Below are 25,602 nucleotides of genomic sequence, written 5' to 3'. Positions count from 1 at the left end.
ATGTAACAAGTCCAGACATAGACACGTCTTTTTTTTAGCGATGTATTATAGATTTATGTTGTGAAGGTTTTTTATTTCCGACATTACAAAAGTGCTGTGCGTACTGCCAATACTTTCAACAGAACCTAATTTATTAAAGACGAAATTCTGATAATGTTTCATATCCTTAGCAAAAACTTTAAGGATAAAATCATAATCTCCTGAAATATTATAACATTCCACCACTTCATCAATTTTCATAATATCCTCGACAAAGCTGTGGCCTATGTTACGATCGTGCTGTTTGAGCTTTATATTGCAAAAAACTATAAATCCATGTCCAAATTTCTCATGGTCAATCAAAGCGATGTATTTTTTGATGTACCCATTATTTTCCAGCTTCTTTACACGCTGCAGCACGGGAGTTGGCGAAAGATTTACCTGCGCGGCCAGTTCCTTGATGGTAAAACTTGAGTTGTTACCCAATATTTTCAGCAAAAGTAGATCGGTGTTATCGAGTTCTTCCATGGAATAAAAATCTTTTTAAGTTTCAAAAATACACGCAAAAAAGCAAATAACCCTCGTTTTGTGTTTTAAAACAGCTGAATACGCTTAAATAATAATATTTGGTAGCTTTTTAGTTGTATTTGGTGACTTTTCGCAGCAAATTGAGCTGATTAATGTTTCAGTATGAAGTTCACATTGAAATTGCTTTTTTTTTTAGGGTATTGGTATGGTTTACCGGTCTATATTGTAAGGAGTTTTATTCGTTCCAAAGTGGATAATCAGTGTAACCATGTTTACCACCCCCAAACATTGTTGCCCTGTCCGGTTTATTAAGCGTGGCATTTTTTTCAAACCGTTCAGGCAGGTCAGGATTTGCGATGTATAACGTGCCAAAGGAAATAAGCTTTGCTATACCTTTTTCAAGTTCTGCTTCGGCAGAAGCCTTGTCATATCCTGAATTAGCAATAAGTGTCTGACGTATTTTCCTTCCAAAGAATTCAATCTCGTTTTCAGCGACATAATGTTCAGGCGAAGGGAAATTGGAACTGCGTCTCATGAGTTCCACATGGGCAAAGTCCAGTTTGTTCAGTTCTTCAATCAAATAGGTATAGGTGGTGGCAGGGTCATCCAGTATCATATCGCCATAGGGATGGTAAGGAGATAATTTAATACCGACCTTTTCACTTCCCACCGCACTGATTAATTCCTGCATCACATCCAGTACAAAGCGGGCTTTGTTAGGAATGCTGCCGCCGTAATCATCTGTCCTTTGGTTGGCACTTTCAGCTAAAAACTGGTTGGGCAGATAGCCGTTGGCAGCATGAAGCTGAACCCCATCAAAACCTGCAGCTATAGCATTTTTTGCGGCGTGGCCGTAGTCCTTTATAGTCTGCTTGATTTCCTGGATTGTCATTTCCTGAGGTATTTCGTAATCTTTCTTACCCTGGGAGGTAAAATGCTGCATTCCCCTTATAGGCAGGGGTGATGGCGCGAAAGGGAGTCTGCCGTTCCTGTCTACAGAATGCCCCATGCGTCCGGTGTGCCAAAGCTGAGCTATAATAACACCGCCTTTATCGTGTACTGCTGCTGTTACTTTCTTCCATGCGTCAATTTGTTGATTGTTAAAAATACCCGGAGTGAGCGGACTGCCGGTAGCTTCTTCACTGATTCTTATGGATTCGGTAAACAGCAAACCTGCGCTTGCCCTTTGGCTATAGTATTCTATTGTCATATCACCCACCAAGCCATTTATGTCTGTACGGCCTCTGGTCATTGCAGCCATGACCATTCTATTTTTTAGGCTGACACCGCCTAACTGTGTTTTTTCTAAAAGTTTCATACCGCTTTTTTAAAATTGTTATTGCTGGTCAAAGACAAACAGCTAAACATCATCTACAAATTCTTCTGTGGTTAGACTTATTGCTGATGCAGATCATCTACGTCATCTGAGGGAGATATTTTTTGTCAATCCACTTATTGAAGTTTTTTCTATAAAAATTACACTTCTTTCCGTTGAGCCATACGCTGAGCGATGATGCTGGCGGCAATTAATTGAAAGGCGTGGTAAAGCATAAGTGGCAACAATATGATGCCGGTTATGGTACTATGCTGAAAGAGTACTTTTGACATGACCGTGCCGTGTACCAATGACTTTTTAGACCCGCAAAATAAAACAGTAATACGATCTTCAACTGAAAAGCCAAACAAGTGGCTGAGCAGTCCAACACAAAGGAATACAGCGAAAAACAAACCAATCATCCCTACAGCAAGTCCAGCAAGTTCTAGAGCGGTGAAGCCTTCAAAAAGATGCTGGGAGAATGATTTACAAAACGAGGTATAAATAATGGTGAGGATAACTCCCTGATCGAAATATTTGAGCTGTTTCTTATATTTTTCGGCAATGGCGCCAAAACGGGAGTTAAGGCTTATACCTATGATGACAGGCAACAGGACTTGAAGAATCAGCTTTATAAAGATTTCAGTGGCATCAAAATCGCCTGTTGCAGAAGCGATGAACAGCCCAACCCAGATCGGCGTAACCACTACACCTATCAAACTTGAAATGCTCGCATTGAAAATGGCTGCGGGAATGTTGCCCCTGGCGATGGAAACCATGACCACAGAAGAGGAAACTGTAGACGGTAAAGCTGCCAGAAAAAATATACCCAGCCAAAGCAGCTCCAAGCCGTTGTTAATGAACAATGGCCGAAATGCCAAAACGATGAGCGGAAAAAACAAAAAGGTTGTTAACTGGACGACGATGTGCATTTTCCAGTTGGCAAGCCCGGCTTTTAGTTTTTCAATACTCAGTCGCAAACCATAAAACAAGAAAATAAACGATACGCCTACATTGGCAATTTCCTCCAGCGAAACAGGTTTTTTGACCATTCCTGGCTGAGGCAAAAAATAAGACAACAGGATCATGATGCCTATCATTAACAGGAAACCGTCGAAACCTGCTTTGCTAAATACTTGTAATAACTTTTTCAATTTGATCTTTAGTATGTCAATTTAGAATTTTTTAAAGCCAATCTGGCTGATAATGGAGTTTTTCCTAAAACTGTAATCCCGGAACGCATTGTAGATTGTGACTATATCCCAAATTCTCGGCGTATAATTTCTGCTCCTGCGCTTAAGGCATTTAACTTGCCTCTTGCCACATTTCGGGACAAAGGCGCCATACCGCAGTTTGTCGAAGGGTAAAGGTTTTCGATATCTACAAACTCAAGAGTTTTACGCAGGGTGTCAGCGACTTCTTCCGGTGTTTCGATAGTGTTGGTTGCCACATCAATTGCACCAACCATTACTTTTTTACCGCGAACCAGTTCAATTAAATTAAAAGGCACGCGCGAGTTGTGGCATTCTAACGACACAATATCAATATTGGATTTTTGAATTTTAGGGAAAATTTCCTCGTACTGACGCCACTCTGAACCTAATGTCTTTTTCCAGTCATTATTCGCTTGTATGCCATAACCGTAACAGATATGTACCGCAGTTTGACATTTTAAACCTTCAATGGCGCGTTCTAATGCTGCCATTCCCCAATCGTTTACTTCATCAAAGAACACATTAAATGCAGGTTCATCAAACTGGATAATGTCTACCCCGGCATCCTGCAGTTCTCTTGCTTCCTCATTGAGCAATTTCGCAAATTCCCATGCCAGTTTTTCACGGCTCTTGTAATGATCATCATATAAGGTGTCTACCATTGTCATCGGGCCAGGCAATGCCCATTTTATAGGTTGATCTGTCAGTTTACGTAAAAATTTGACATCTTCGACAAAAACTGCTTTTTGGCGTGCAACCTCTCCAACAACAACTGGAACACTTGCATCATAACGGTCACGGATTTTTACGATTTTACGATTTTCAAAATCTACGCCGCTTAAATGCTCGATAAAAGTGGTTACAAAATGCTGGCGTGTCTGCTCACCATCACTAATGATATCTACCCCTGCGAGCTGCTGTTCATGCAGAGAAATACGCAGAGCATCCTGTTTTCCTTCGATTAGCTGCTCTCCTTCTAATTTCCAAGGCGACCAGAGTTTTTCAGGTGGTGCAAGCCAGGCAGGTTTGGGTAAACTTCCAACAATTGAAGTCGGTACTAATTTTTTCATAACAAAATATTTTTAATGTGCTGTATTAATTAAATAGCAAAATTGGCAGACCATTGTTCTAAGACGTTCTTGTAAGGTTTAATGAAATGCTCTTCAGCATATTTACCTTGTTCAACGGCAAGTCGGCTTCGCTCTTCGCGGTCATAATCCACCCGAGTCAGTGAATAATCTTCGTGTTTAAGACTAGGCTGGTAGATTTTCCCAGCCGCTGAATTTGCATTGTAAATTTCAGGGCGATAAATCTTTTGGAAAGTCTCCATGGTGCTGATTGAGCTGATTAGTCCAAGATCAGTATAATCAGCAAGCAGATCTCCGGAATGATAAAAAGCCATTGGTGCCAAACTGTTCGGAGGCATGAAAAAACGAACTTTTAAACCCATTTTAGAGAAATATTCATCAGTGAGTGAATACTGATCCTGCAGATACTCAAAACCCAAAACGGGATGTTGATACTCAGTACGAGTATAAGTTTTGTTGCTCGATACACTTAGGCAAATTATCGGTGACATCTTAAAGTGCTCTTTGTAAGTGGCTGAACTCACAAAGCACTTGTAAAGTTTTCCATGCAAATCACCAAAATTTTCAGGAATACAAAAATTAGGTTTATTTTTATTGTACTCGATCAATAAAATACTGAAATCATAATCACGAACATAAGAAGAAAAATTATTTCCGGCGATACCTTCGATACGCTGGTTAGTCTTACGGTCAAAAATATTTGTTTTTAAAACTTCAATCAACGGCAGATTGTTGATGCCATTCTTATCATCAATACTCATCGTTACTGTGATGATTTCAAGTTCTACAAGATAACGATCAGCTTTAGGATTATCCAAATGAGCCAATGCATTGAATCGATTGTTAATCATATTTAAGGCATTACGTAAGTTTTGTTGACGATTATCTCCTCTAGCCAAGTTTGCAAAATTGGTCGTCAGACGCGTTTGACTTAAGGGGTGATAGTTTTCATCTAAACAAGTGCTTTCTAGCTTGAATGCAAAATCATACTTGAGGGTATCCTGAGTGTTTTCCATATATTTCTTTTTGGTTTATTCTTGAATCTGCTAATATGATCGCTTACATCTAATCTTTTTAGTTATTTATACTGCAAATTTCAAAATAAAAGATTAATAAGTCAAATAATGAATTATTATAAGATAATTTAGCTATAAGTTTATATTTTTAAAGATTAATAATCTTTTTTGAAATGTTATAATGAATGAAAACAGATAATTTCTCTTTACAGACTTATATAGGATTGATTTGAAACTGCCAGGTGCTTCAAAAAGTTGCTAAATAAACAGCCAAAGAAATTGCAAGGCTTGCCTATTTATATGATTCACCTGTTTATTAAAGAATCAAAAAATTTGAAAAAGAAAGTTATGATAGAAAAATAAAATTGTAAATGGTAAAAAATGGATACAATGATTGTATGTTTCTCTCACATCTGTCACGATTCAGCGATGGGTTTATAAGTTAACACCTATCATTGAGTCGGAGATGAAAAAGGGAAAAAACTTTGTGGGGTATAACCAGAGACTTGATAAAACCTGCATCAAAATAAAAGGCATTTTTTGCTGTTTAGATTTTGTAGATGATAAATTTTAGTACAATCTCTAGAAACTACAATGGATAATCATTGATGATGCTTACAGGCTGGATTAATATCAATACAACTAATCTGGCAGTTTTAGGAAATGTAAAATATTAATTTTCCAAACGGCCTCAACAGATTCTGATTCTACCTAATACAATAAATACGGTGGCTTACTTTTGTCTTGACAAACTATCTGTCAAGCGTGTAAATTAACAAGATTCATGAAAGAGCCACCCTGAGGGGGTCTTTTTAATATTAATCAGGCCTGTTTGGCAAATCAAATGTTTTCAGCTCATCGCTTCGCTTTTGCTGGAATTTAAATTCAGCCTTCCTTAATTGCCTTAGAGATCACTTCGGTAGTGTTTTTTGTCTGTGTTTTTCTCAATATATTGCGTCTGTGGGTACTGATGGTCTGGATACTCAAGAAGAGTTTTTCTGATAAAGTTTTGCTGTTGTACCCTTGAATGAGATATTTCAATATTTCTTTTTCCCTATTTGTCAATATCTGCTTTGCAGGCTTAAAAACGGACTGCAGTTCTATATCAATAAAGGAAGGCTCGTCTTGCAGGCCAATGAGAGTACAGGTCTGCAGCTGTCTATTAATGGAGTAATGTCAGTATCAATGGCCAGTACCCTCAGAGCGCCTCCCCCAGGAGAGGTCTTTATGCAGACCAATTTATCAGCAATATATAAAATGAGTAACGTAAATTTTCATCTTCCTCAACTAAAAGTTTAAACTACTTTATTTTTAAATCTTTGCCAGCAATGTCTTCCCAGCGGTAAAAATGAAATGTTCTATCGGTACTCATAGCAACAAACAAACCATGTTTAAAATCAGCATTTAAAGGAATGCTGGTTATTTCTGAGCCATCGCTTTCTTTTGCTAAAACATTTACTGTCTTTAAGTGTTTGTGCTCAAATGGATTGCCTTTTGTGCCTTCACGGCTAAAAATCTGGAAACGGTTTGCGCCTTGATCTGATACTAAAATATAACCTGTCGTAGCAGTCAGCTTATAAATAGAAATACCCTCATGGTCTACGGCAAAACCTGTTGTGGCAAAAAGAGATAATTGTTCGTTTCCTTTAGATGGATCTGCATAATATTGGCGTACACCAAATTGCTCATCAGAATAATAAACATATCCAAGTTCGTTATCTACAGCAATTGATTCTATTTCTTTTTTACCGCTGTATTCTCCAAATTTTCTAACAAAAGTAGCTTTTACTTCTCCTTTTCCATTGTCTTCTAATAAATATTGAAAAAGATACCCGCCAGTTTTAGGACCGGTTTTGCGTCCTACAATAACATATATTTTGCCATCTTTTGCAGTATAAACGGCAACACCCATTGGAGCATTATAATCGGGTTCGGTCTCGTTTTCGAAAACTTTAATACCCCCGTTGTCAACAGGTTTCATATCTGGGATAGAAAAGATTCTAAGGTCGTTTCCTAATCTTTCAGTAGTAATGGCGATATCTGTTGGTTTTCCGTTAAGAATCAATCCGTAAGCAATATCTACATTATTGGGTCTTTTTAGATTTTTAACGGTTTTGTCTTTCAATATCTTCCCTTGCAGGTCAAATACATAAAGTCCTCCATCTTGTTCTTTATCGGTACCTATAACCAAACTTTTTGAAGCATCATCTTTATTAATCCAAATAGCAGGATCATCACTGTCAAATTGCACAGGTTCGGAAACATAAACTGGTTTTATTATTTTGACGGCTTTTGCAGGAGTGCTTTTTTTCTTCGTTTGACTGTAAACTGATTGTACTGAAAACGAAAGTAAAACTATAATAAGCAGTGTATTCTTGATCATTTTATAAATGTTAATGTAATTGTTGATTTATTTTGCTGGGCCATAAGCACCGATAAAAGTTGCTGGTGCTGGTGAAGCATAAGCTAACCCATTACTAAAAGTTATAGGATTGCTAAAATGTCTCACAAAGTTAGTGGTTCCTTTGCCAAGCGCAGTAGAGTTAGATTTTAAATGAAAATCCCAAGTAATATCAAAATCTGGACTGCTTACAGGATTGTTTAGTGGATAATTCACAAAACCTGGATCGTTTTGTCCTGCAGTTGTCCCTATAACGTCGTTTTTGCCACCAATTACATCTTTAGAAGGTTGAAATTGATTTACTGTTGTTTGGTCGTAACCATAATAAAGGTTATTGCTAAACTCTGAGCGTGCATCTTCTAAACTTTTAGTATCTCTTTTGATACCGAAACGGGTATTAGCAAATAAATTATTATAGATGTGTGCTATTACAGCATTTTCTACCCAAATTGATCCGCCTTTTGCAGTTGGTCTTCGCCATCCGGTATTTACCATAGTATTGTTATAAGCAACAATATCAGCTTGTGGATTTCTAAGACCTGCGTTAGATAGTTTAAATGCATTTGTATTGGCGCTATATATCAAATTATAAGCCGCGTCAACTAAACAGCCTGATTTAAAATTCATAGCCTCGCCTCCAGAAACACCTGTTGTATAGAAAACATTATTCGAAAAGATAATACTGCCGCCTTCTATATAAGTACAATCTTCTTGAAAATTTCTAATGATAGAGTTCGTAACCACCAATTTTCCTTTTACATTCGAGAACCACAAAGCAGGTAAGTTTTCGCCGGCAACCGCTTTGTATAAGCCTAATTTTACCGATGTAGAAGCATCAGAAGTAGTACTTCCGCCATATTCTAAAATAGTGTGGTCTAAAATAAGTTCACTGCAAGTTTGAGTGGCTAAAATTCCGCCCCATTTTTTACCAAACTTATTGTCTACAGTTCTGTCTTTTTCCTGTACTGTAAATTTCACAGGGTTGTCGGCAGTGCCTAAAGAGTATAGATTACCTTTTACAATAAATTCAGTTTTTGCCACTGGATCCATAATTACAGTAACACCTTCTTCTATGGTTAGTGATTTTCCTTCTGGGATAATTACATCTCCAGTAATATTATGTGTAGTTCCTTTTTGCCAGATTCCTGAGATTTCACCAGAAGAAGAACCGCTGTCAACACTGGTGTCAACGTCGCTGTTCGCATCTTCGCAGCCTGCTACAGATATTATAATTAGTAATAAAAAAGCAGTACTAAGGTTTTTTAAAATTGTTTTCATTTGTATTTAATTTCTTCAGGATTAATTAATATTTGTAACGAAAGCCAATAAGATAACTTTGACCATAATAATCATCTCTTATTAGTGTTCTGCCCTTATATTCTATATTATTTTCTGCAATGTTAGCGTTTGCTGCATTTGTGCCTTTTATAAATAATTTGTTTGGCGTATTTAAGATGTTGTTTGCTTTTAGGTAAATACTAAAGTGCGATTTAAATCTTTTTTCAACTGACGCATCCATTTGTAAAAAGCCTTCCTGCCATAAATCATTGTCCACAAATTGAGAAACGGTATTAATACGAGGACCAGTATAAGCTGCAGCAATTTGCGCATCCCATCCATTTTTAGTATCCTTATAAAGTATAGAAGCATTTGCAATATGTGCCGATTGTCCATAAAGCGGTCTGGTCTGCATTACTGATATTTTTTGCAGATTCCCATTTTCGTCGATAATTTTTTTATCTTTTGGAGTCGTAATTTTAGAGTCGGTGTAAGTATAGTTTACTTTAAATCCAACTTTGTTAAAAAACTTGATATAATCCAATTCTACTCCAAAGTTTTTTGCTGTACCAAAGTTGCCTGGACTATAATAAGTGTCTTGTCCACGGGTTGCATCGGCCAAAAATGTATATTCTATAGGATCTTTAATATTTTTATAAAAAGCACCTAAAAATAATTGCGAGCCAGCTTCTGGAAACAACTCATATCTTAAATCATAATTGTCAGCAACTGCAGGCTTTAAATCAGGATTACCTCTTTCTTGGTATTCTTCGTTAACCACTTTACTAGGTACAATTTCGTAAAATCCAGGACGATTTAACGAGCGGAAATAAGAAGCATGTAATTGTTGTTTGTCGTTTAAAAAATATTTTAAAGTTAAACTAGGCAGCGTATAAGTGTAAATTTGATTTCCTGTTGGGCGAAGCTCTCCGGCAGGAAAAAGAAGATTGTAACCTTGGTTGGTATTTTCTATACGCACACCGCCTATAGCCTGCCATTTTTCTGTTTTATAATTGAACATTCCGTAACCAGCGGCCGTTTTTTCACTAGCATCATAAGTTAAAGAATTGCTTACTGCGCCCGTTGGATTACTTACTACTAAATCTAATTGCGTATAATCTGTAAAATCTACACCGTAAACAGCATTTGGATTTGTTGGTGCCAAAGTATAATTATTATAAAAACTGCTTCTTTGTTTATCTCTGTAAAGTCCTCCTGCAGAAAAATCGACATTGTTACCAAATAAAGCTACTCTGTATGTTAAATCTAAATAACCAGCTAAATCTTCATCTGTATTACGTTCCCAACGGTGTGTAATTGGATTAATAGCTAATTTGGTACGGGTACTTACAAAGTTTTTCTCTTCACCATTAACAATAATATTGGTGTTATCCGGCACTTCATTACTTGCAAAAGAGTAAACTCCTGACCAATGAATTTTCAATCGATCATTAAATAAAGTATTATCTCCTTGTAAAGTGTTGTTGTAAATTTGCTGCTTTGTAAAACGTGTTCTTGTAGCATAAACCAATTTTGCGTCACCAGTTTCTGGGTGATACTCAGAAGAATAATCGGTGGTAAGTGTATTTCTGGCCTGAATATTATCCAGATTTAAGAACATACTGTACAAACTAATTTTGTTCGATGGATTTATCTGGTAATCTAGCTTTCCTTGTACACCGTATCGTTTTTGCTGTTCAGAATATTCACGATAATTTTTACTAACAATGCTTGAAAATGCATCCGTACCAACAAGTTGTGTATTATAAAGAGTAGAGTTGCTGCCGCGATAAGAGTTTTGATAACTACCTGCAACAAGAATCCCAAGTTTATTGTCAAAAAAACGTTTACCCAACGAAATACTAGATGTAAAATTAGGAGCTGGATTTGTGTATTTATAATCTAATGTTCCTTTTGGAAAATCTTTCGAAGTAGCTTCATAATTTTTAGAATTTAACTCATACGGAGATTTTTTGTTAATCTGGTCGTATTCGTATCCCATAAATTTTCTATCAAAAAACATCTGATTGTAGCCTTCAGAAAAATTAATATTGAAAATAGGTTTAGAAGCAGGAGCATCTTTCATTACCATATTTACGGCACCGCCTATGGCATCTCCTTCCATATTTGGAGTTAATGTTTTATAAACTTCTAATCGATCTAATAAGTCAGAAGGGAATATATCTAAAGGAACATAACGATATTTATTATCAGGACTTGGTATTTTTACTCCATTAACCAGCGTATAGTTGTAACGTTTATCCATACCTCTAATAATAGCATATTGACCGTCTCCATTACTATTTCTCTCTATCGACACGCCTGAAACACGTTGAATTACATTGGCAACCGTTAAGTCTGGAGATATTTCTATTGCTTTACCAGATACAATATTGGTCACTTGGGTGTATTCTTTCTCTAACCTTCGGGCGGTGTGTTCTTCATTTGCACCTCCATTGCTTTTAATGACAACTTCATTTAATACTTTGCTTTCAGGCTGCAAGTAAAATTTTAAATCTTGAGAACCTTCTTTGTCAATTGTAATTTCTTTCGAAATACTTTGATAAGTGGTATAGCTAATTTTTAAGGTATAATTTCCAGAAGATAATTTACTAAGTTTAAAAGAACCATCAAGCCCGGTAACGGTGTTCTCATTGGTGTTTGTCAACGAAACTGATACACCAACCAAAGGTTCTCCTGTTTCAGAATCGTAAACATTACCTTTAAGATCCGATGCTTTTGCTGATAGTGTAAGAAAAAAAGAAAGAGTAAAAAGAAATATAAAGTTTTTCATGGAATTATTTTTCCGCAAAAATAGAAGCACAGTATTAAGCTAATGCAACCTAATAGTTAACAATAAGACACACATAAATTATTTATTATAGTAATATTAAGCGCCGTCAGATCCAAGCCAAAACAATAAAAAAAAGAGAGAAAAACATTTTAAAAATTAGATATATTACCTCTTTTATGGTTTTATATTTGAACAATTAAGAATAAAATCAAAAATCAAGTTTGAGATATTGAGTTTTTAGATTTTTTAGAATAGTTAGACACTATTTCATAAAGAATCTAAATTGTAAAGTGCGATAAAATAAAAAACCTGCTAATACTTGGATTTGAAGGTTTAACCGCGTTTTTTATGGTTTCTTGAAAAGATTGAAAAGCGGCCTTTTTACTCCTTTTACCCTTTGAATATTCAAACCTAGACTCTGCAGTGCTTAATTGTGCTAAGTATTTATCTTTCGAAAATGTAATACGCTATGATTTTGCCACTAAACTAAAAATGTGTAAGATTAGAACATTAAAATCTCTAATTCGCCTTATATTTCTGTGGAAAAAAGGTGTCAACTCTACTTCTTTATTGTTATGGTTCACGCTGTAATTTATGCATGTGAATGTTTTATGCTTCAATGGAGAGGCTATTTTTTAGGTATTATTCTCTTAAAGCTTGTAACTTGCCCATTACACGATCAACCATTTCATTACAATAAATTAGATTAAATTCAAAAATTTCAGCGGATGTATATGATTTTTCAATTTCTTTTCTGAGCATAGTTTTGGCTCTATTAAGCCTGACTTTTACATTTGATTCGCTGATGTTTAAAACATCGGCAGTTTCTGAAATATTTAATCCATTAATTTCACGCAGTGAAAAAACTACACGATACTCTTTGGGTACCTGACTTAATGCGGTTTCAATAATGTGCCCTAATTCTTTATTCATTATAATCTTATTTGTATCAGTGTTTTGATCCCCTGAAAAAACTGGTATAGCATTATTTTTTATATTTTTTAATACTTCATTTTTTGAACTGAATTTTTGCTGTTTTTTGTAACAACAGTTTAGCATTATTTTGATAATCCAAGTTTTAAATGTCGATCGTTTTTCAAATTTTATAAGATTAGTATAAACAGAAATAAAGGCTTCCTGCATTAAATCCTGGGTATCTTCATGATTATAATTATAAGATCTTCCGATTTTATAGAGATAAGGATTGTATCTTCTGATTAAAATTTCAAACAAAGCAAATTCGCCCTGAACAATTTTGTCTATAATATCAGTATCAGAGTATTGTTCGTTTATTTTCATAGTTTATTTTAGGTAAAGCAATTATAAAAGGCAATGAAAATATTGAGTTTACAATCAAAAACTGTAAACTCAATATTTAGATAATTTATGATACTATTTTTGCTATTCTTGCTAATGAAAATGCTGCAACAGCCATTACAAAATCTCTAACCGCAACATCTAAATAAGTGCCGCTAAATAATAAAGTCAAGCCAATAAGCGTTAACCAAGCCGCCACAATATACCCTCCAATTGCTGGTTTTACTAAAACTATTATTCCGGCAATAATTTCAATTATTCCTACTATCATCATAAAAGTATGAGGATTAAAGGGAAGCATATTAATAGCTCCCGGACTAAGATAATTTTCCCAGTTTGTCAATAAATTGGTAAATTTATCAAGACCCGCTACAATTGGAACGATCCCAAAAGTTATTCGTAATAAATTGAAAGTTGGTGTAAAGTTTGTTTTTAAACTGTTTGTTTCCATTTTTTTAAATTTAATAGTTATATTTAAAAGTAGAGGAAACGAGATAGTAAAAGGTTACAATAAATATACAAATTATTTACCAGAAGTAATTTTGTATGCACAAATACTAAACGATTTTTGCTTGTAAGTTGTTGTATAAGTGGTGAATACTTGATTTGTTATATTGCGGCATTATGCAGATTTTTTATTTTTGACATTACAAAAAGTGCTCTGCGTACTGTCAGTACTTTCGACGGAACCTAATTTTTAAAGACGAAATTCTGATACTGTTTCATATTCTTAGCGAAAATCTTAAGGAATTCTTATGGTGTAAGTAACATTCCGATTCGAACCTAAACTCGAAAGACCTTTATTTTACTGATTTTTTGCTTCTTCAAAAAGTACTGTGCCACGATTCTGCCACAAAAACTAGAATGATTTTTTTATGAACTTTACCTCGAAATATTAATCATCAATCAAAAATGCAATTGTTCTTACGAATGCTTAGAAAGAAACATTCTCACCTGAGACGGATAGTAATTCGTTAATCATTTTTGCGCTGGCTCCCCAGACTTTATGATCTTTCACTTTGTAATAAGGTGTTAAAACCAAATCGTTTGAGATTGGTATCGTGGCAGAATCGATAATCTTCGGATCTGCAAAATAATTTAATTTTACTTCTAATATTTCCTCAACTTCATATTCATCTGCGATAAAATCAGGTCTGTGAGGAAGGTATCCTACAACCGGAAGAACAAAGAAATTACTCGGACCAATATAAATTTCCGTAAGCGTTCCTAAAACTTGTATATCCTCAATTTTTACTCCGATTTCCTCCTCGGTCTCCCGTAATGCCGTTTGGATTAAATCTTTATCGGTCAATTCATATCTTCCTCCGGGCAGACCAATTTCTCCCGAATGAAAACCATTGTATAAAGGTCTTAAAATCAAAGGAAAATAAACTTCGTTTTTGTGCGGGTACAAAAGAATTAAAACGGCGCTTTTACGTGTTTGTTCATCAGGCTTTAAGTCAAGGTATTTTGCTGATAAAGCTTCCATAACTTTGTGGGATGCTTCGGCTGGAAGAGGCTTTTTTAAATTATTTCTAATTTTTTCTATAAATGAAATAAAAGATTTCATGGCAGCAATAATTATGATTAGACAGGATTAGTTAAACCCAGAGAATATTTTAATAGAAAAGAGGCCAGTTTTCTATTTTAAAAATCAGCCTCTATAATCTTTAGCATCCGCAGGAAGTGTCGTTACAAGATTGTCCATACGCTGCTTCAGCGGTTATTGTAGTTTTTAAATAACTATCAATAGTTGGTTTTAAAGTTTCAAAACCCTGGAAGCCGTGACTAATCACTTTAACCGCTCCATTTTCAAGAGTAAGAAGAGTAGGAAATCCTTTTACGCCCAATTGTCGGCTGAATTCAAATCCCTGAACCGTTTTGCGTTTCATTTCATCTGAATTAAAATTTTCAAGAAAAAGCTTGCTGTCGATTCCTATTTTTTCGGCAAGACCGGCTAAGATTTTTTCGTCTGTAATATCTTTACCTTCCACATAAAATGAAACCTGTAAAAGACTCAAAAATTCAAAGTCTTTGTTGGGGATCAATTGCTGAACCGTTGTAAGAGCGCGGCTTGATGGTTCTGTATCATATTGAAAAGTATCGGATACGAATTTCATTGAATGATCAAAATACTGTCCGCTGCGCTGGTTTACATTGTTCCAGTGAAATTCAAGAAAGTCATTATAGTCTGCATCAACTTTTTGTTTACTTCCCGGTGAGAAGCCGCCAGAGATAATCTGCAGATCAATTTCAGGATACTCTTTTTTTAATTGTTTGATGACCGGGCTAAAACCGTAACACCATGAACACATTGCGTCTGTGAAATAAAACATTTTCATAATTCTGAATTTTAAGATTTTGTATCAACATGTAAGAATAATTTTTGCTATTCTTTCTTTTTGTCAATACAAAATTAGCCACATCCTTAAAGTTAGAATTTCATGAAAAGTTCAAAAAATGTTCTGTAAAGTTTAGATTAAATTAGAATTTAAAACTTTTGCTGAAGCTGTTTGGGCGTATCTCTGTATTTCTGTTTAAAGGAAGATATAAAATGCGCCGGTGTTTCAAAACCAACTTCATAGGCAACTTCGGTAACGTTCATTTCCGATTTCAGCAATTCATATGCTTCTTCCAATCTGCGCTGCATGATCCATTTTCCGGGATTCATTTTAAAGGTTTGGGTGAACTTTCTTTTAAAAGTTGACAAACTGTAGTTGGCAAGGAATGCATATTGTTCAAGAGATATATTTTCCTTATAATGGCTCTGCATAAGCTTTACTAAATCTGGATTTAAGTGTGTATCCAGACTGCGAAGCTGCGCTTCAAAAAGATGTCCGTTGGGCGCAGAAATTAATATTTGTAATAGTTCCTTTATTTTCAATGGCAGTAATGACTGTAAGCGATTTGTATCATTTTTAGTAGCCATACAGCTTTGAAGTTGTGTCATAAAAATAGATAAGAGTCCATCTTCTTCCAGCAGCGCCATATCCCGATCATTCTGCGGACAATTTTCAAAATCTGATTTAGCATTTTTGCCTAATATACTGTCAACCTGAGATTGAAGCCATTCATCAGAAAAAAAGATTATAATACATTCGAAACCTTTATCGGGATCTTCGACTTTATCGGAAACCAGATAAGAACCTTTTTTCATAAAAAAGCCTGAACCAGCCGGTACAATCATTTTACTTCCGTGATCTAAAATCTCTTTTGTTCCCTCTAGTACTACGCTGATAAGATTCATGTGAACACACATATCTGCCATCTTAATTTCTCGCTTTTGTTTATAGTGGAAGAGAAAAATACTTTCATTCCAAGAGAAAACATCAGGAGTTTCTTTTATAATAACATTGCAATTAAGATTTTCCATAATCGTAGATTTTAGCCAGAATTTAATGATTTACAAAGTTGTATCGCCGTATGTGTTTATCAAATGGACAATTTTGACATTATAATGGATAATTATTACTTTCCTTTTTTTTAGCATCTTCATCATTAATTAAAACAAAAAAACTATTCAGTAAAGTATTATTTTTTTAGTAAATTTTTTCGGATCCTGCTAAGCGTTTCAGCAGTAATACCAAGATAGGAAGCGATCATGACCTGTGGAAAACGCTCCAGGAAATTAGGATAAGTATGCAGCAGATTGCTGTATCGTTCTTCTGCGTTAAGACTAATAGAAGAATGAATGCGCCTTTGGGTCGCTACAGCACCTTTTTTATCGATCTCTCTTATCATAATATCGACTGCATTAACATTTTTCCTTAATTCATCCAAATGGTCTTTTGTAATCATTAACACATCAGAATCTTCAAGCATTTCGATGTTATAAATGGATGGAGTACTAAAATTATAACTTTCAAAATCTCCAAGCCACCAATTTTCTACCGCAAAACGAAAGATATGTTCCTGCCCGCGGTCATTAACTGCAAACACTCGACCAGCACCCTTTATAATAAAAGACATGTATTTACAGATATCGCCTTCCTGTAAAAGATATTGTCGTTTTCGTAAATGTTTCGTCATAAAAACAGCTGCAACGAGTTCTTTTTCAGACATAGTCAGCTCCAAACCCGATTTGGATTCTATATAGGAAAATAGCGGTTCGTGTGATATAATAAGCAATGGAAACAGTTTTAGGTTTAATTTCTGTAAAAGTATGATATTTTTTTACTGCTTTTTACTTGACAAATGTCAAGATTATTTACCTGCATTTGTCAATATCCATCTTTTCACTTAAATGCAATTTTGAATTATGAAAATGTCAAATTTTAAAACACATTAAAATGAATTCAAAATCACTAAGCAGCTTAGTCCGTTTAAACAGACAGGGACCACCATCTGTACTGCAATATACGAAAGATAGTATTGCAGATCCGCAGGGAAATGAAGTATTAATCAAACAAGAAGCGATTGCCTTAAATTTTGTTGATGTTCTATTTAGAAACGGAAGTTTTCCATTAAGTAATCTTCCAACAATTATCGGAGTTGAAGCTGCTGGTACAGTTGAGGCTGTTGGTCCACTTGCTAAAAAATTTAAGCCAGGGGATAGGGTTGGCTACTTCTTTTCTCTAGGTGCTTATGCTGAGCGTAGACTTATTAATGAGCAGGAACTTATTGCGATTCCGGACGATATCAGTTTTGATCAGGCAGCGTCATTAATGGCCAAAGGAATGACAGCCAGAATGCTTATAAAAGAAGCTTATCCGGTTCAGAAAAATGATATTATCCTTGTTCATGCAGCTGCAGGAGGTGTAGGTTCCTTAATCAGCCGATGGGCAAAAGCGCTGGGCGCAACAGTAATAGGTACCGTTGGAAGCAGCTCCAAAAAAGAATATGCGCTGGCACACGGCATTGACCACGTTATCACATTAGATACCGAAGATCTGCAGGAGTCCGTTTATTCTTTTACAAAAGGTAAAGGAATAAAGGCCGTTTTTGATGGAGTTGGACAGGCTACATTTAATCAGTCTCTTGTTTTACTTGAAAATGGAGGGACAGCTCTTTTATTTGGATTTTCTTCCGGAAGTCCAATTATCGACAGGTCTTTAATCACCTCAAAAAATATAAAACTTATACAGCCAAATTTAGGGAGTTATCTGCCTGATCAGGAAAGTGTGAAAAGATCAGCTAAAGATGTTTTTGATGCATTTCGTTCCGGCATTCTTGGGGAAATAAACCCCACTATTTATTCCTTATCTGATGCTGCAAAAGCACACCAGGATCTTGAATCCGGTCTGACAAAAGGATCAATTTTATTTAATATCAATCTTTAATATTTATAATCATGTCAAAATTAAAAAACAAAACAGCTTTAGTAACAGGCGGAAGCCGCGGAATTGGCGAAGGAATCGTAAGAGAGTTAGCAGCACAAGGAGCCAATGTCATATTCACCTACGTAAGTTCGGATGAAAAAGCAGCACAATTAGTTAAGGAGATCGAGTCATTAGGTGTTACTGTAAAGGCAATAAAAGCCGACACAGGAAATAAACAGAATATCGAAATGGCTATCCAATCAGCAGCTGAACTAGGAAAAATAGACATACTGGTGAACAATGCCGGTTTGTTTATCAACGGGACAGTAGACGATCAGAGCGTAGATGTATCTGAATATGACAGACAGTGGAATGTCAATGTATTTGGTGTAGCCCATACCGTAAGGTCAATCCTGCCATTTTTAAATGACGGAGGCAGAATCATTACCATTGGTTCAACAGGGGCAAGCCGTAGTCCGTATCCGGGAATGGGAGATTATGTTGCAACTAAAGCTGCCTTATCTGCCTATACAAGAAGCTGGGCAAGAGACCTTGGCAGCAGAAATATTACCGTAAACATTATTCAGCCCGGTCTTATCAATACTGATATGAATCCTTCTGACGGTCCTTTTAGTGATCATATGCTGCAGGCTGTAGCTCTGGGACGTTACGGACAGCCGAAAGATATTGGTGTTGCAGCAGCTTTTTTGGCAAGCGACGATGCACAGTATATTACAGGTACAACGATTAATGTAGATGGAGGACAAAGTGCCTAAATTCTAAAATTAATGTTATCCCTTTTTAATGTAAAAAGGGTATTGTATTTCTATATCTATAAAATTTATTTTGTGTTAAAAATGACACTTTAAGTTCGGATTGGCCTCTTTACCACAAAAGTTAAAGAGGTTAAGACGACTTACTCTCTTCTTTGATGATAATCATGGTTTAACATGGTTCGCCGGGTTTTGTGCTAACCTCAAATAGTATCTCACCTGAACTTTATCCGATATTTTTTGAACTTTTCATGAAATGGCTTCCCTTGCCATCACTCTAATTTTGTCCTGTAAATAAAATTAAAGTTGAATTAAAAATTAATCAAGATGTCAGTTTCCGATTTATTTAAACCCCTCACACTTTTACACGGCCCTGCAATGCGAAACCGTTTTATGCTGGCTCCTCTTACTAATCAGCAAAGTGAATATGATGGACGCGCATCAGAATATGATCAATTGTGGATCGAACAACTTGCAAATGGCGGCTATGGTTTAGTTCAAACCTGTGCGACAACGGTTGAATCCGGAGGAATTGCATTTGCCCGTCAATTAGGAATTCACAGTGATGCACATTTACCTGGTTTGTCCAAAATGGCCAAAGCTATTAGTAATGGAGGCGGATTATCGGCTGTTCAGTTACATCACGCAGGCCATCGTGCTAATCCGCAGTTAGGAGGAATTCCGGCTCCTGCTTCTAATGGCGTTGTACCAGATACAAATGCAATTACTACTGAAGAAGTGGAACGCATTCGCGATAGTTTTATCACAGCAGCAAAAAGAGCACAGTTGGCAGGATTTGATGGCGTAGCGGTTCACGGCGCTTTTGGCTGGATTCTTTCCGAATTCATGTCTCCTTATTTAAATAACCGCAAAGATAAATATGGCGGAAGTCTGCAGAATCGTGCCCGTTTTACAATCGAAGTCATAGAAGGTATACGCAAAGCCTGCGGACCGGATTTTCAGATCGGCTGGCGTTTGTCTATTGAAAGATACGGACTTCGACTTGAGGAACTTCGTGAAGTTACCGCAGAAATTTTTGATCGTGAAATGATCGACTATCTAGATCTGGCACTGTGGGATTCGGCTCAGATGGTTCAGGAAGGTAAATTTCAGGGAAAAACAATGTTGAGTGTTTTTACAGAACTGAACAGAAAAGGGGTTAGACTAGGTACTGCCGGAAAAATTATGAGTGCACAACGTGCCGGAGAATTATTGGACGAAGGCTGTGATTTTGTACTAATTGGACGAGCAGGTATTTTACAACAGGACTTTCCTCTTCAGGTAGCGGCAAACCCATTTTACGAAAGTCCAAAACTTCCGGTAAAAGCAGAATATCTCCGTCAGAGAGGATTAAGCGAACGTTTTATAAATCATTTACGAGGATGGCAAACCTTTGTTGCTCCAGGATCTTTTTAAACATTTCTCCATCAATTATAGTGAACTCTACAGAACAGTTTTTGAACTTTTGATGAAATAGACTCCTTTATCCCGATCCTACATTTGCTGTGTTAAAACATTACAACTTTAAGATATCAAAAGTTGATTTATAACACCAATAAAGGAATTAATAACATAACAAATATTGATCATGGGAAGTAAAGAAAGAATCTTGAGAATAAAAGATCAGACCCGGACAAAAATTTTGGATGCCGCTTTAAACACAGCAAAAGAAGAAGGCTGGCAGGCGTTAAGCATGCGAAAAATTGCTGATCAGATTGAATATACCGCTCCTATAATTTATGAATATTTTACCAATAAGGACGGTATTCTAATGGAACTCACCAAAAAGGGTTTTCTGATTCTTATAAAAGACATTATTCAGGCTCGTGACAATCACCAAAAAGCCGAAAAGAAAATGGAAGCGATGTGGGTAGCGTACTGGAATTTTGCCTTTACCAACAAAGAGCTTTATCGGTTAATGTATGGAGTAGATATGGTTCGCTGTACCGATAAAAGCTGTAGTTCTGAAACGGATACACTTTATGATGTACTGGCAGAAGTTATTAAATCACTTTTTCAGAAAAGACAGGCTACCGAAGAAGAAATCTGTTTAAAATACAATACCTACTGGTCCATCATTCATGGATTAGTATCGATTAATCTCATTCATCTGAATTCAGGAACAACTGATGCTCTTAATCAGCATATTTTAAAAGATGCCATCAAAGGCATAACAATCTCGATCAACGGCTAACTTTTTTTTATCTCATTACCTAATGCCGTTAGATTATTAATCAACAAAAATCATTTTAACATAATTTAAATTTTATGAAAACTATCTACAATTTTTTTATCGCACTTAAAGCCATTAAATGGCCTAATCAGATTAAGTACCTGATTGTTTTATCTCTTACTGCTGCCATTTTTGCCAGCTGTAAAAACTCAGCAGATGAAGCGGCTGTGACAGCACCGCCCGTTTTGCCGGTGAGTATAATTAATGAAAGTTCAGAAACCACTTTTTCAGAGTATCCAGCTTCTATTCAGGGCGTAGTCGATATTGAAGTACGTCCGCAGGTCAGCGGTTACATTCAAAAAGTTTTGATTTCAGAAGGGGCTTATGTAACTGCAGGACAGACACTTTTTGAAATTAACGCACAGCCTTTTAAAGAAGCGCTCAATAATGCTAAAGCAAGTCTTCATGCCTCAGAAGCAGCCGTTTTGAATGCACAATTAGAGGTGGATAAATTAACGCCTTTGGTTCAGAATAAAGTCGTTTCAGATTATCAGTTAAAAACAGCTAAAGCCACTTATAAAATTGCCGTGGCAAATGTGGAGCAAGCTAAAGCGAGTGTGGCATCAGCGCAGATTAATTTGGGTTACACCAATGTTAAAGCAACGGTAAGCGGTTATATCGGTTTGATTCCTAAAAAACAGGGAAGCCTGGTGTCTCCATCAGATCCGACAGCTTTAACACAGCTATCAGATACTAAGAAAGTACATGTTTATTTTGCCCTTGCGGAGAATGACTTTAGCATCTTTAATAACAGCTACGAAGGAAAAACACCGGCAGAAAGAATTAAAAACTTACCGCAAGTTGAGTTGGTTCTGGCTGATAATTCGATTTATCCTGTAAAAGGTAAAATTGATATGATAAATGGTCAGTTTGATAAAAATACTGGCGCAATTACTTTTAGAGCCAGTTTTGAAAATACCGGAGGAAACCTGCGTTCAGGAAATACAGGAAAAATCCGTTTAGGTTTAAAACACGACAACGTGCTGTTGGTTCCGCAATCGGCAACAGTAGAAATGCAGGATAAGGTTTTCGTTTTTGCATTACATAAAAACAACAAAGTAAATAAGATCCCAATTACTGTGATCGGGAAAAGCGGTACGAGCTATTTGGTAAAAAATGGCTTGAAATCTGGAGATCAGATCGTATTAAGCGGTATTGACAAACTTCAGGAAGGACAGCAGATCCAGCCTCAAAAACAGGCAGCTAAAGTAGCTGTCGAGCTAAGTAACAAAAATTAATTTTTACAGCTATGTTCAAGATATTTATACAAAGACCCGTACTGGCAACCGTTATTTCCATCATATTGGTAATATTAGGTGCAATTAGTTTAGTAAAACTGCCAGTACAACAATTTCCGGATATTGCGCCGCCATCCGTAATGGTAAGCGCATTGTATCCTGGTGCGAATGCAGAAACGGTGTTACGTTCAGTAGCGCCATCTCTTGAAGAATCAATTAATGGAGTAGAAGATATGACGTATATGAATTCTACTGCCAGTAACGACGGAACCTTGTCTATTGCAGTTTATTTTAAATTGGGTACAGATCCGGATCAGGCAGCAATTAACGTTCAGAACAGGGTTTCTCAGGCACTAAGCCGTTTGCCCGCCGAGGTAGTGCAACAAGGAATTACGACCTCAAAACAGCATGTTACTTTTATGATGGGAATCGGTTTGTATACCGATGATGAATCCAAATATGATCAGACTTTTGTTGGAAATTACGCTGAAATCAACATTATACCGGAACTTAAACGTATTCCGGGAGTTGGTTTGGCAAGTTTGTACGGCGGAAATAAAGATTATTCGATGAGAGTATGGCTGAACCCGGCAAAAATGAGTAATTATCAGATTACGGCAAACGAAGTTTTGAAAGCTATTCAAGATAAAAACTTAGAAGCTGCTCCTGGTAAATTTGGACAGAACAGTAAAGAGATTTTCGAATATGTAATCAAATACAAAGGAAAATTATCTAAACCTGAAGAGTATGAAAATATTCCAATCAGAGCTAACGAAGATGGATCATTTCTTAGACTAAAAGACGTGGCGAAAGTAGAATTAGGAGCCTTTTCTTACAACAGTTTAACCCGTTTGAGCGGGAAAAAAGGAGTTGTAATCGGAATTCTTCAATTATCGGGAGCCAATTCCAATGAAACCCAGATTGCGGTTAGAAAAGCAATGGAAAAAGCTTCAAAAAGTTTTCCAGCAGGAATTAAACATGAAATATTTTTCAGTACAAAAATAGCCTTAGATGAATCTATTGATCAGGTAAAACATACTTTGATTGAAGCCTTTATTCTGGTTTTTATTGTGGTGTTCATATTCCTTCAGGATTTCAGGTCAACTTTGATTCCTGCGATTGCCGTTCCGGTTGCGCTTTTAGGTACGTTCTTTTTTATGCATCTTTTTGGATTCTCGATTAACTTACTGACCTTGTTTGCATTGATTCTGGCTATTGGTATTGTCGTAGATGATGCGATCGTCGTCGTCGAGGCCGTACATGCCAAAATGGAACACAAACATATAGGCCCGACGGCGGCAACCCATGAAGCGATGCACGAAATCTCGGGAGCAATTATCTCTATTACCTTAGTGATGGCAGCAGTATTTCTTCCGGTGGGTTCTATGGAAGGTTCTACAGGACTTTTTTACCGTCAGTTTGCCTTTACGATGGCTATTGCAATTGTAATTTCGGCAATTAACGCTTTGACTTTGAGTCCTGCTTTGGCTGCGTTATTCTTAAAAGAAACCCATAAACATGGAGAAGAAACATCGCATCCAAAAAACTTCAAAGAAAAATTCTTCATCGGGTTTAATAATAGTTTTAATAATCTAACCAACCGTTATGTAGGCGGATTAAAGTTTCTGATTAAAAACAAATGGTGGAGTTTGGGTGGTCTGGCACTTGTTGCGTTTGCTACAGTAATTATGGTAAAAACAACTCCGTCAGGTTTTATACCAACAGAAGATCAGGGATTTATTGCGATTGCTGTAAACACGCCTTCGGGAACAACATTGGACGGTACTCAAAAAATCATGAGCAAGGCTGAGAACACAGTAAAAGGAATGGATGCTGTACGCTTTGTGACTGCGATTTCTGGATTTGATGTCATGACCAGTTCCATGAGTCCGTCAAAAGGAATTATCTACATTCTTTTAAAACCTAATAAGGAAAGAGGAGAAGTGAAAAATATAAATGAAGTGATGGATCAGGCCAGAAAAAAATTAGGCGGAATCAGCGGGGGTAATTTCTTTGTTTTTAGTTTTCCAACCGTTCCCGGATTCAGTAATGTGGAAGCTTTAGACATTGTCCTTCAGGATAAAAATGGAGGAACATTGAATAAGTTCAGTGCTATTTCAAAAGAATTTGTAGAAGCATTAAGCAAACGTCCTGAAATCGGTGCAGCCTTTACCAGTTTCAATGCCGATTATCCGCAGCTTCAACTGGATATTGATGATGACAAAGCCAATCAGTTAGGCGTAAATGTGAAAGATATTCTTGACACAATGCAGGCATATTTTGGAAGTGTACAGGCATCAGATTTTAACAGATTTGGTAAATATTACCGAGTGGTTGTTCAGGCTGATATTGCTGACCGTTCTGATCCTTCGTCTATTGACAGAGTATTTGTAAAAAATAAAAATGGTGAAATGGTGCCTATTAATACATTGGTGAAATTGAGCAGAATTTATGGTTCAGAAACTGTTTCTAGATACAATATGTTCAATTCCATTTCAGTTAATGCGATTCCAAAACCTGGTTATAGTTCAGGTTCGGCTATTAAAGCTGTTCAGGAAGTAGCGAAAGAGCATTTGCCGGAAGGTTACAGTTTTGAATTTTCAGGACAAACGCGTGAGGAAATTGCATCTGGAAGCCAGTCAACTTTGATTTTTATTCTTTGTATGGTATTCGTTTATTTCCTTCTTGCTGCACAATATGAAAGTTATATACTTCCATTGGCTGTAATGTTGTCTATTCCAACCGGTATTTTCGGTGTATTTGTAGCTATTGGTTTAACAGGAATCGAAAACAGTATTTATGTTCAGGTAGCGTTAGTCATGCTTATTGGACTGCTGGCCAAGAATGCGATTCTGATTGTCGAATTTGCCGTACAGCGAAGAAATGCAGGATTATCACTGGTCGATGCTGCTATAGAAGCTGCAAAATTAAGATTACGTCCAATTATTATGACTTCACTTGCTTTTGTGGTTGGTTTAATACCAATGATGAGCGCGACAGGTCCTTCAGCGCAGGGTAACCACTCCATTAGTATTGGTGCTGCAGGAGGAATGATCTCCGGTGTTGTTTTAGGATTACTTATTATTCCGGTACTTTTTGTAGTCTTCCGATTTTTACAGGAAAAAGTATCAAAAAAATCAAATGAGACTGCTCTTTAATCAGAGCAGTCA

21 protein-coding genes are annotated in these 25,602 nt (G+C 36.4%); 6 read left to right on the top strand and 15 right to left on the bottom strand.

All coding sequences use genetic code 11. The features are described 5' to 3' along the window. Nucleotides 1-45: 45 nt before the first annotated feature. The 15 genes from EV144_RS16940 to EV144_RS16870 form a co-directional block, all read right to left on the bottom strand. The gene (locus EV144_RS16940; RefSeq protein WP_134150348.1) at nucleotides 46-507 is read right to left on the bottom strand and encodes an Lrp/AsnC family transcriptional regulator; all 462 of its coding nucleotides are present in this window, start codon (nucleotides 505-507) and stop codon (nucleotides 46-48) included. Between the two features lie 235 nt (nucleotides 508-742). Beyond that, nucleotides 743-1,825, bottom strand: a complete 1,083-nt coding sequence (locus EV144_RS16935) for an alkene reductase (RefSeq protein ID WP_134150347.1) — start codon at nucleotides 1,823-1,825, stop codon at nucleotides 743-745. A gap of 158 nt (nucleotides 1,826-1,983) precedes the next feature. Further along, nucleotides 1,984-2,976 (bottom strand): bile acid:sodium symporter family protein, encoded by a 993-nt coding sequence (locus tag EV144_RS16930; RefSeq protein ID WP_134150346.1) that lies wholly within the window; start codon nucleotides 2,974-2,976, stop codon nucleotides 1,984-1,986. 101 nt (nucleotides 2,977-3,077) lie between these two features. Continuing rightward, nucleotides 3,078-4,106 (bottom strand): methionine synthase, encoded by a 1,029-nt coding sequence (locus EV144_RS16925; protein ID WP_134150345.1) that lies wholly within the window; start codon nucleotides 4,104-4,106, stop codon nucleotides 3,078-3,080. 29 nt (nucleotides 4,107-4,135) lie between these two features. Beyond that, nucleotides 4,136-5,140: a DUF1852 domain-containing protein gene (locus EV144_RS16920; RefSeq protein ID WP_134150344.1), complete on the bottom strand. Its 1,005-nt coding sequence runs from the start codon at nucleotides 5,138-5,140 to the stop codon at nucleotides 4,136-4,138. Nucleotides 5,141-6,025: 885 nt separating this feature from the next. After that, on the bottom strand, nucleotides 6,026-6,205 hold the full coding sequence (locus EV144_RS24465; RefSeq protein ID WP_166670594.1) for a LuxR C-terminal-related transcriptional regulator: 180 nt from the start codon (nucleotides 6,203-6,205) through the stop codon (nucleotides 6,026-6,028). Between the two features lie 235 nt (nucleotides 6,206-6,440). Further along, nucleotides 6,441-7,523, bottom strand: a complete 1,083-nt coding sequence (locus tag EV144_RS16910) for a phytase (protein WP_134150343.1) — start codon at nucleotides 7,521-7,523, stop codon at nucleotides 6,441-6,443. A 27-nt stretch (nucleotides 7,524-7,550) separates the two neighbouring features. After that, nucleotides 7,551-8,819, bottom strand: coding sequence for a right-handed parallel beta-helix repeat-containing protein (locus EV144_RS16905; RefSeq protein ID WP_243854695.1), 1,269 nt, complete (start codon nucleotides 8,817-8,819; stop codon nucleotides 7,551-7,553). Nucleotides 8,820-8,844: 25 nt separating this feature from the next. Next, nucleotides 8,845-11,613, bottom strand: coding sequence for a TonB-dependent receptor (locus EV144_RS16900; RefSeq protein WP_134150342.1), 2,769 nt, complete (start codon nucleotides 11,611-11,613; stop codon nucleotides 8,845-8,847). A 642-nt stretch (nucleotides 11,614-12,255) separates the two neighbouring features. Continuing rightward, the gene (locus tag EV144_RS16895) at nucleotides 12,256-12,912 is read right to left on the bottom strand and encodes a sigma-70 family RNA polymerase sigma factor (protein WP_134150341.1); all 657 of its coding nucleotides are present in this window, start codon (nucleotides 12,910-12,912) and stop codon (nucleotides 12,256-12,258) included. An 85-nt stretch (nucleotides 12,913-12,997) separates the two neighbouring features. Then, nucleotides 12,998-13,381: a hypothetical protein gene (locus EV144_RS16890; protein WP_134150340.1), complete on the bottom strand. Its 384-nt coding sequence runs from the start codon at nucleotides 13,379-13,381 to the stop codon at nucleotides 12,998-13,000. Between the two features lie 483 nt (nucleotides 13,382-13,864). Then, entirely contained in the window at nucleotides 13,865-14,500 is a 636-nt protein-coding gene (locus EV144_RS16885; protein WP_134150339.1) for an NUDIX hydrolase, read from the bottom strand. A gap of 100 nt (nucleotides 14,501-14,600) precedes the next feature. Further along, a complete protein-coding gene (locus EV144_RS16880; RefSeq protein WP_134150338.1) occupies nucleotides 14,601-15,272 on the bottom strand; it encodes a DsbA family protein in 672 nt (223 codons plus the stop codon). 149 nt (nucleotides 15,273-15,421) lie between these two features. Then, nucleotides 15,422-16,303: a helix-turn-helix transcriptional regulator gene (locus EV144_RS16875; RefSeq protein WP_134150337.1), complete on the bottom strand. Its 882-nt coding sequence runs from the start codon at nucleotides 16,301-16,303 to the stop codon at nucleotides 15,422-15,424. 158 nt (nucleotides 16,304-16,461) lie between these two features. Beyond that, a complete protein-coding gene (locus EV144_RS16870; RefSeq protein WP_134150336.1) occupies nucleotides 16,462-16,992 on the bottom strand; it encodes a Crp/Fnr family transcriptional regulator in 531 nt (176 codons plus the stop codon). A 227-nt stretch (nucleotides 16,993-17,219) separates the two neighbouring features. Between EV144_RS16870 and EV144_RS16865 the strand changes: the two genes are divergently transcribed. The 6 genes from EV144_RS16865 to EV144_RS16840 all read left to right on the top strand — a co-directional run bounded on the left by EV144_RS16865 (nucleotide 17,220) and on the right by EV144_RS16840 (nucleotide 25,590). Continuing rightward, nucleotides 17,220-18,209 carry a quinone oxidoreductase family protein gene (locus EV144_RS16865; protein ID WP_134150335.1) on the top strand — a complete coding sequence of 330 codons (990 nt, stop codon included), beginning with the start codon at nucleotides 17,220-17,222 and terminating at the stop codon, nucleotides 18,207-18,209. A gap of 11 nt (nucleotides 18,210-18,220) precedes the next feature. Further along, nucleotides 18,221-18,964: an SDR family NAD(P)-dependent oxidoreductase gene (locus EV144_RS16860; protein WP_134150334.1), complete on the top strand. Its 744-nt coding sequence runs from the start codon at nucleotides 18,221-18,223 to the stop codon at nucleotides 18,962-18,964. Nucleotides 18,965-19,288: 324 nt separating this feature from the next. Next, the gene (locus EV144_RS16855; RefSeq protein WP_134150333.1) at nucleotides 19,289-20,377 is read left to right on the top strand and encodes an NADH:flavin oxidoreductase; all 1,089 of its coding nucleotides are present in this window, start codon (nucleotides 19,289-19,291) and stop codon (nucleotides 20,375-20,377) included. A 172-nt stretch (nucleotides 20,378-20,549) separates the two neighbouring features. Then, nucleotides 20,550-21,155 (top strand): TetR/AcrR family transcriptional regulator, encoded by a 606-nt coding sequence (locus tag EV144_RS16850; RefSeq protein ID WP_134150332.1) that lies wholly within the window; start codon nucleotides 20,550-20,552, stop codon nucleotides 21,153-21,155. A gap of 74 nt (nucleotides 21,156-21,229) precedes the next feature. Beyond that, a complete protein-coding gene (locus EV144_RS16845; RefSeq protein WP_134150331.1) occupies nucleotides 21,230-22,432 on the top strand; it encodes an efflux RND transporter periplasmic adaptor subunit in 1,203 nt (400 codons plus the stop codon). 11 nt (nucleotides 22,433-22,443) lie between these two features. After that, nucleotides 22,444-25,590, top strand: coding sequence for an efflux RND transporter permease subunit (locus EV144_RS16840; RefSeq protein ID WP_134150330.1), 3,147 nt, complete (start codon nucleotides 22,444-22,446; stop codon nucleotides 25,588-25,590). Nucleotides 25,591-25,602: the final 12 nt, after the last annotated feature.

The organism is Flavobacterium sp. 270 (genome assembly GCF_004368785.1).
Lineage (GTDB): Bacteria > Bacteroidota > Bacteroidia > Flavobacteriales > Flavobacteriaceae > Flavobacterium.
Note: the sequence above shows the minus strand (reverse complement) of the source record. Positions and strands in the feature narration are given on the sequence as shown.